Here is an 8,032-nt window from a genome sequence, read left to right on the forward strand (position 1 = left end):
TTTTTGGCTGGAGGCAAGGCGACGCTCCACGGTGAAATGGCGGCCTTCCACAGAAAATCGGAGGGTAACCCGCATCTGATCTGCGTGGTAGCGCTTGAGGTCTCCCACATCCAGCCCACCCAGTCCCTTACCGTAGAGCGCAAAGTAAACGGCTTCAAAGAGCGAGGACTTACCTGCTTCGTTGTGCCCCTCGATGAGCACGGCACCACGCTCGGGGAAATCCAGCTCGATTTTCTCGAACTGCTTGAAGTTTTCGGCCTCTAGCCGGTGTAGAAGAATCATGCTGCCACCCCCGTTCCACGCAGTCGCTGATACGATGCCAGGATTGCCTCCCGCGCTTCGCGGCAGAGTGAACGCTGCTCTTCATCCGTTGCGGATAGTTCCATAGCCTGTGCCACCTCGCTGAGTACCTCATTGAGCTCGAAGCCCCCCGAGGAGAAGACAAGCTCCCCAAAGGGATAGCGAATCGCAAGATCGTCCGTTTGTATCTGAGAGTGGAACGAGCGCTCACTCGCAAACGTCTGCAAGCGATTAAGGTCCACCAGCTCATAGACCTCCTGACGAAGTTCCCCCGCCAAGATCAGCCGGAAGAGAGTCTCTTGGCTCGTGGCCTCGGCGATTCGTTTCTCCAGATCCGCCTGCGGGTCTGTCTCATCCAACGTTTCTCCAGAGACTTCCAGGGTGCGCATCGGCTGAACGGTATGCCGCAGGTACTCTGCCTTCGCTGGTTGCCCGGTAGCCAGTGTCAGAAGATAGCAGCCACAGTCAAGCTTTTCCTCACCAAAGTGAATGTGTTCTGTCGAGCCAGGGTTCAGTAACAATGCCCCACTCTGGAGTCGGCGCTCGTTTCGTCGGTGGAGGTGCCCCACACAAATAACATCCGTATCGAGCTTCTCTAGGTTTTCCAGCGCTAGGCGTGGCTCCTGGAAGTTCTCACCAGACCAGCCTTCGACCCCGTAGTGGAGCAGGACAATGTCCAGTGCGCCGCCTCGCTTGTCAGCGGCGAGGGCACTAAGTGGGCAGCTACCATCGTCGTGCTGGAACGAAGCGCTCATCCCGCGAACCGAGACGGTGGCCCCGCTTCGCACTGTGATCTGGACGCCCTCCATGACATCGTCCTTTCGGAGGAGATGGACACCGCCCAGCGCATGCATCTCCTGCAAGGGGACAATACCGCCGTCATAGCCGTAGGAGCGAGGGCTGTCATGGTTGCCTGCAATCGCCACCGCGGGGATCTTCGCCGCCGCCAGCCGACCAAGCTGCTGTGCGACAAAGAGCCGGTCTGCATTGCGCGGATCGGGACGATCAAAAAGGTCCCCTGCGATGAGGAAGAGCTCCACGTCATGATCCAGTGCGGCTTGAACAGTCTTCGCAAAGCTCTCCTGGAGCTGGCGGCGTCTCTTCTCCAAGCGCTCGGGGCGAAACCGGGCGTAGTAGGTTCCCAGGTGGCAGTCAGAAACAACAATTGCTTTTATCAACGGATCATCCTCAACCGGCAGGGAGCCGGATCTATCGCGGTCAGAAGGGGACGGGTCAGGCTGGAGAGCGACACAATGGCCTGCCCTGGTGCAAGGCGTGAAACCCGCCCCCAGAGCGAGTCGTCCATCCCGCCAATCGTGCGCTTTAAGCGGCTCACGACGCCGGTATCGCCGATCTTATGAAGGATGTAGTTATTGACCAGCCCAAGCATCTCATCAGGCAAATGCTGGGGCAGCTGCGTGATAAACACCAGCCCCAGCCAGCGCTTGCGGCCTCGTTTCGCGATGCGGGCTACCTGCTGATGCAGAATCGGCATGCGAGCGATCCGGGCACTAGAGAGAAACTCGTGTGCCTCTTCAATCAGGACGACCACAGGTGTGGGCTCACGTCCCATATCCTCGGCCTCTTGGTAGGCTTCTTCTTGCTGGCGCTGCACTTCGCGCAGAAGCTCACTGATCACGAGGTTGTTCACCACGGTAGATTCGGAGTCCGAGAGGTCAATGATAGTCACCCGCCCCGGCTGAAGCATCTGCCTAGCATCCAGCAAGGTTGCTTTCGAGTTATCAAAAAGCCCAAGCCGCTCGATCCGTCCAATCCGCCCCTGCACCTTGCGCCAGCTTTGCCAATGTTTTGTTTCATCTTTAGCAGCCTCGCGAATAATTTCCACAAACTTCGCACGCTGGTTATGAAAATCTGGCGATCGCAGAGCTGTTTCTTGAACAGAGCCATTCTGCAGCACATCCGCGATGCAGCGCGCGACATCGTAGACTTGCGAGAGGCGCATTTTGGGCCAACCTTCATCGAACTCATCCATAGCCTCTTTTGCGTACTGCCGGTTTTCCTCAGTCCAAAGATCAAGCTCGTCGAGCAGTCGTGCGGTGGTGGTAACGGCTTTCTGAAAGCGCTCTTCCTGGGCTTCGTTGAGATCGAAAATCTCCATCGCCGCATGGGGCGAGATCCGCGAAAACGATGGGGAGAAGGGGCGGCAATCAGGATGAAGAGGGTTGGCAGCATCGCGCCCTACCAGATACAGGACATGGGTATCGGCGACACCTTCGGGCTTACGGCCAAGCCGCTCTAGAGCCGCCTCCATGCGTGGGTCTTCTGTCGGCAGGTTCATCTCCGTGTACTCACCCTCCGTATCCAAAAGAATCACCGCCGCGCCTGCGGTCTGGAGCTTATGAACCATACCTGCAACGGTTGTGGACTTACCTCCTCCCGTCGTTCCAAGGATCGCCGTGTGGCGCGGGAGCACTTCTTTACGCATGAGATCGAACGAGACAGCTAGATCTTCATGGCCGAACGCGGCTCCAAGACGCACATTTCCCCCGGTCTTCCAGAAGGCTTCGATCTCCGCATCTTCCAGTGCCTCCACCGGGCTATTTGGCAGGGGGCGGAACCGATGGGGCATCAGCGCACCGTCACGCTCTTCCCCTGCCAGCTCGACAGACACCAGTCCATGGTACTCCGGAAGGAATACAGAGCCATGTAATGCTGTTGCCACAACCGGCGGGGCATCCGCCCGAAGCCCGTCTGGAAGAGCATAGGGGCCACGAACCACCGTTCCCAGATAGACCCGCCCATCTCGGCTTCGAATACGCACACTCGCTTGAGAAGGCAGACGCTCGATTCGATCTTTGGGTACCAGAACCTCAATCAGATTGTCGTCGCTGTTGGGCGTATCGAACATCGTGAACCCGGCTGCGTTGGCACGATCTGCGGGAATGGTATAGGCTCCTCCCCGTAGAGCAGCATCATCCAACATCTCCTCCCGCACCTGGTCAAAAACGCGCAGTGCACCTCTTGTCTCTTCTTGCTCCATAGTCATTTTCCTTTATCTCCCCTAAACCCTAGCGTGAGCGTGTCTCACGCTCTCCTAAATAACGAACGGGTGCCCCAGCCGCAGCGTAAGCGGAGTGCACCAGACCCGCGAAGCTTCCCCCATCAAACGTCGTTCGGCAGACTAGGTCGGCGAGGTCAATCAACATCGGAAAGCCACGGTGTGGCTGCAAGACGCTGTCGGCCATTGCCAGTGACGCTGCGGTGTGAACGTGATCTTTATGGGCATAGAAAACCTGCGCGGGTGAGTAGTCGGTAACCCGGTAGACTCCATAGACAATCTCTGTCCGAACATCAGTAAGAAACTGCCGGAGTGCTATTCGCTCTTGAGGATGGCCTGTTGATTTACTCGTCAGGCTATCAATGTGATGATCGTTAAAAGAGTCGGCGATGGTTCCGATCACGGCATATTCTAGGGGGTAGAGCGAATCCCCGATTGTGCGAGCCAAACGGTCTGCCGGGCTACTTGCCACGTAGAGAAACTTCTTATGGTCTAACAAAAGTCCACGGAGTACGTCGATAGATGCCAGGAAGAGAGAGCGCGTTGTCGGCAGCAGAATTGTCGTCGTCACGGGGTGACCATGACCGATACGCCAAGGGGCAGTGGAGCGGTGAAGCAAGATAGCGCGCTCGGCGTACTCCATCAGGCCACGACGTAGCAGGCGGCTGACCGGATCACGCGTGTCATCCGCATCGGCACTATCACTTCGGCTCCGGCGCTCCAGTAAAGCGATGGCTTCCTCAACAGGGTCTTCGTAGGTCTCCCGTAGGTCCCGTCGGTAGAGCCGCTGAACCCAGGAGCCAGTGCCACCCTGGTAGGCAACGAGAGCGACGCCGATCTGCGCCACGGTTAGCAAGAGGGAGTCATGTGCGATGACCGTGCCATCACAGGCTTCTGCCGCTCCGTTAAAGAGTAGCTGGCGATGAACCTCCGCGATATCCTCTGGAGTAAGGGAATACAGCCCCGCTTCTTTGGGAGAGGTACCCGTTCCCGCACTTGCCCGTAGTCGCTTGACGACGATATCGCGAATCGGCTGACGAGTGCGCTCGCTCTGGGCGACACTCTCCGCAACGACCGTTCTGAGCTGCTCGTAAAGGGCACTCTGATCCTTGCCATCCCTCCAGGAGGTAAGATCCAGAACGCTCTCAAGCGGCTCTCCCAAGCTTGCCGTAAGACTTTCTTCTTCCATCTACAGTAATGCTTCGCTTTCTTGAGTGGTAGTACGACAATTGTATGAAAATTACGTCGTCGTATAGGATAAAAGGCGCTCTAGCGCCAAGCTATGGCTCTTTGGCTGTCTTTCATAGTGTAAGCGTAGAACATATTCTTCCGCGATCGTACGCGGAATTTGGTAAGCATCCGCGAGCTCTTCCGCACTGACCAGCTTCTGCTCTCCTTGAAGGATTGCTTCGGGGGGCACCAGCAGGCCGCAGGCCAGCCAGTCCGCTCTCTCTTCTGCAAACTGGCGTCCTTGGGCGTCTTTGGGAAACAGGTGTGTATGCCACACCACTGCGGTGTTTCTCAGTAGTGCGTCGGAGCGCTCCTCCAGAGTCGGGGGGCGTTCCCCGTTCAAAACAGGACGAATTCGCTCTCCCAAGCAGCGTAGCGCTTCCTCACGTGGAAAGTAATGCTCAAGAAGAAAATGGGCACCTTCATGGACATAGGTGTAGCGCTGCTCGATCCAAGGATCGTGTTCATCCGCAAGCAGGAGCCCCACACCACGCCAGGCGAGGACGGCACCGTGCAGTGGGCGATCTTCCTGTTCCGCCAGCAAAAGCTGGGTGGGAAACGACTCCACACGCTGCTCCAACCACTGGCGGATCGCCCCCACACAGAGGCTTGGTATGGCAACACAGGCCACGGGATAGGCAGACTCCAACACCTCCACAGGCTCAAAGACCTCTGTGGGCATTACATTCAGCTCTTCCCGTAAACGAGCCGCCAGTACAAGCGTCTGTGCAAAGCCATCAGACACCGGTCTCTATCTCCCGATCACGTGCTGCTAATAGGATTGCATTGGTCAAAGATACATGCTGCTGACCCACGGCGGGCGCAGACCCAGTCAGTGCAGTCAGCACCTCTAAGCGTCGCAACAGGTGCCGCAGTGGCTCGACACGGCATCCGGAGTACCCTGCAATCACCTCAATATCTTCTACATACGCACCTTGGCGGGGGGGACGGCACAGAGAGAGGCGGCTGAGTCCCGTTGCATCCGTACCGAGGAACTGCGCCAGCGCCTCTGGTGTTTGATTCTCACTCTCTATCCAGAGAGACAGTAACGAAACAAGAAGATCCGTGCGTTGATCTTCTTGTGCGTAAGCCACCGCCCGATCGCGTAGCCGTCGCAGTGCGGCGGATTCCTTAGCCATGAACAGCCTCCCAGAGTTTTTCTCGATTGCGCTTCAGTCGCAGCATCACACGATCACGGTTCCGTTTCATCTCACGTTGCTGCTCTGCCAAGGGGAGGCTCTCTAAGGAATAGACTTGGGCAAATATCTCCACCGAGAGTCTACCCACTAAGAACTCTGTTGCAAGAAGCCGATCTCGCCTATCAGGAAGCAGCTCTTCCAGCACTTTCTCTAGTTCTGGGGAGTATTCCAAAGCAGGGTCACGTCCGGAATGTAGAGCAACACGTTCCGGATCTTCTGTAAGGTTATTCGCTACGGGTTCGGCAAGTGCGACATCTTCCAGAAAAACTGTTTTCTCTGTTTGCCTTCTCTCTTGCCGCCTGAGGCGATCTATCAAACGCCGTGTGACAATCATCTGAAGGTAGCCAAGTACGCTACTTTTACATGGGTCAAACCGCTCTGGTGCTTGAATCAGTCCAAGAAGGACATCTGTGACCGCATCTTCAATGATCTCGCGGGGAAACTGAAGTTTGCCCCACCGGATAAGCCGAGTTACCAGGACTGGAGCCACTGCTACATAGAACCGATCTGGTGCTGTCGGATGCCCTTCCTGCAGCTCCTCCCATAACTCTTGGTACCTTTGGTTCACAACGAACCCCATTTCGTGATGTCGCACTTGTACTCCTCCCAGCGAATGTAAGAGTAATTCGGCGAAGGAGGAAAAAGAGATGGTGTTACAACAGTGCGATGTCTTTTCTGAGATGGGGTATCAAAAGACAGTTCATTTTGAGCGTCGCCAAGTCCAGCGTGGAATTCGGGATCAGGTGGTAGTCCTAGCCTTGAAATTTGGTCGCCGTTTCTACGAGAAAGGGGGAGACCGCGTCTTCTTCCTGGGGCGTAGACAACTCCCACAGGGGATTGCTCCTCAGCTCGCCGATCGTGCACAAGGGACGGCGGTTGTGGTTAGCGCAGACGGCTCACTCATCACAACGTTCCGTAACCCCGACTTCAGCAAAACACTTCGTCATCGGCAGTAATTGTGATGGAATTTAGTTATTGTTTATGATACTATAATATGTCAGGCATACTTGTCTGGCTGATATTCAGAAAGGGTGAAAATAACATGGCAACAACGATTGATGAGCTGCGCGATGCGCTTCATACCGATGGTCCTCCTCTCTTTTACGATGGCGGGCAGACTCTACTCTACAGCTTCCCACACCAAGGTCAGATGATGGCGGTCTATATCCAGTTGGATGAGGAGGGGGGATATGTCCGGTTTCTGGTTCCCTGTTATCTGGATCTTAGCCGGACGGCTTACCGTACGCGGGTGATGGAGAAGCTACTGGCACTCAACTACAGCTTCAAGCTACTCAAGTTCGGAGTGGATCCCAGTGATGGTGAGGTCACGGTGCAGATCAACCTGCCGCTCGACGACAGCCAGCCCATGCCGCTACAACTGAGGCGCTGTATGTTCTATCTGACCGATGCCGCCATGAAAGAGCGGGTGAACCTCCTTTCTCTCCTTGAGACGGGAATCTATCCCTCCAGTGAGGATGAAGGTTTTTGCGCCTCCTTAGACCAGCTCCTGCCCGATGAGGAGCCACTAGATAGCACACAGCAGAGGCTTATTGCCGCAAGTAACGATGCAGTCAACGCAAACTAGCAGGCTAGGGTTGGAGGTAAGCGCGGTAGGTATGAGGTTCAAGGATCAAAGCGGTATCCAGTGGTCCTGGTACGATGAAGAGGCGCGGGTCTATTGCGAAACTGAAGAGGCGATACAGCCGATATTTGTTGCCTTGTTCGCGGGAAACCTCTGCTTCGTTGCGAGTGACAAAGAAGGGGTTGTATTGTCCCCCGCGTGTGGTTTTGACTTCGATGGCTATCGGCTCTTCTGTTTCAGGATCGAAGGAAGCAATATCAAAGCCGAGGCCATCTCCTTGAACCTCGGAGACCCACTCTACTTTCTGAGCAAGGTCATTACGTCCATGGTGACCAAGGCGTTCCTGCTCCCAGCTTAAGGCGAACTCCTCCCCCTGTCGTCCAAGGGAACGATTCGCCGCTTCGCGTCGTGAATAGTCAATTCTACGGCCAACACGCACAAGGTCTTCGGTCGTAGGAGTGGGTTTTGGTAATGGTTTGGGGATGTCCACTTGAAGCTCTAAAAACTTTTTAGGGATAGCGGGGGCGGGGGCAGGATCATCGGCAAAATCGGCAAGCTGATCTACGCGCCCTGTGTGTGCCAACCAATCTAAAATGACGGTTTTAAGTAATAGCTGATAGTTATAGAGTGGGACATATCCTACAAGATGAGGTAGATCAAGCTCCCGAAGAACTGCGCTGATGTTCTGATGTTTACGTTCTA

Annotated in this window: 10 protein-coding genes; 2 read left to right on the forward strand and 8 right to left on the reverse strand. The window is 55.6% G+C overall.

Features of this window, described 5'->3' with window-relative positions; translation table 11 throughout:
- The 7 genes from ACH2EH_RS23960 to ACH2EH_RS23990 all read right to left on the reverse strand — a co-directional run.
- The coding region (locus ACH2EH_RS23960) for an AAA family ATPase (protein WP_395145768.1) at positions 1-282 on the reverse strand (282 nt) is incomplete at its 3' end.
- Positions 279-1,478 carry an exonuclease SbcCD subunit D gene (locus tag ACH2EH_RS23965; protein ID WP_395145770.1) on the reverse strand — a complete coding sequence of 400 codons (1,200 nt, stop codon included), beginning with the start codon at positions 1,476-1,478 and terminating at the stop codon, positions 279-281. The genes ACH2EH_RS23965 and ACH2EH_RS23960, both read right to left, overlap by 4 nt.
- On the reverse strand, positions 1,475-3,307 hold the full coding sequence (locus tag ACH2EH_RS23970; RefSeq protein ID WP_395145772.1) for an ATP-binding protein: 1,833 nt from the start codon (positions 3,305-3,307) through the stop codon (positions 1,475-1,477). The genes ACH2EH_RS23965 and ACH2EH_RS23970 overlap by 4 nt, the downstream gene beginning before the upstream one ends.
- Positions 3,308-3,329: 22 nt before the next feature.
- Complete coding sequence (locus tag ACH2EH_RS23975) at positions 3,330-4,508, reverse strand: hypothetical protein (protein WP_395145774.1); 1,179 nt, start codon at positions 4,506-4,508, stop codon at positions 3,330-3,332.
- Positions 4,509-4,559: 51 nt separating this feature from the next.
- On the reverse strand, positions 4,560-5,294 hold the full coding sequence (locus ACH2EH_RS23980) for a hypothetical protein (RefSeq protein ID WP_395145776.1): 735 nt from the start codon (positions 5,292-5,294) through the stop codon (positions 4,560-4,562).
- Positions 5,287-5,688, reverse strand: coding sequence for a hypothetical protein (locus ACH2EH_RS23985; protein ID WP_395145778.1), 402 nt, complete (start codon positions 5,686-5,688; stop codon positions 5,287-5,289). The genes ACH2EH_RS23980 and ACH2EH_RS23985 overlap by 8 nt, the downstream gene beginning before the upstream one ends.
- Positions 5,681-6,328 (reverse strand): RNA polymerase sigma factor, encoded by a 648-nt coding sequence (locus ACH2EH_RS23990; protein WP_395145780.1) that lies wholly within the window; start codon positions 6,326-6,328, stop codon positions 5,681-5,683. The genes ACH2EH_RS23985 and ACH2EH_RS23990 overlap by 8 nt, the downstream gene beginning before the upstream one ends.
- Before the next feature lie 67 nt (positions 6,329-6,395).
- On the opposite strand from ACH2EH_RS23990, the gene ACH2EH_RS23995 reads away from it, so the two are divergent.
- Entirely contained in the window at positions 6,396-6,704 is a 309-nt protein-coding gene (locus ACH2EH_RS23995; protein ID WP_395145782.1) for a hypothetical protein, read from the forward strand.
- A gap of 86 nt (positions 6,705-6,790) precedes the next feature.
- Positions 6,791-7,333 (forward strand): hypothetical protein, encoded by a 543-nt coding sequence (locus tag ACH2EH_RS24000; protein WP_395145784.1) that lies wholly within the window; start codon positions 6,791-6,793, stop codon positions 7,331-7,333.
- 4 nt (positions 7,334-7,337) lie between these two features.
- Here the strand turns inward: ACH2EH_RS24000 and ACH2EH_RS24005 are convergent.
- Positions 7,338-8,032, reverse strand: a 695-nt coding sequence (locus tag ACH2EH_RS24005; protein WP_395145785.1) for a DUF3883 domain-containing protein, incomplete at its 5' end; no start/stop codon positions are given.

This window comes from Armatimonas sp. (assembly GCF_043760365.1).
Taxonomy (GTDB): Bacteria; Armatimonadota; Armatimonadia; order Armatimonadales; family Armatimonadaceae; genus Armatimonas.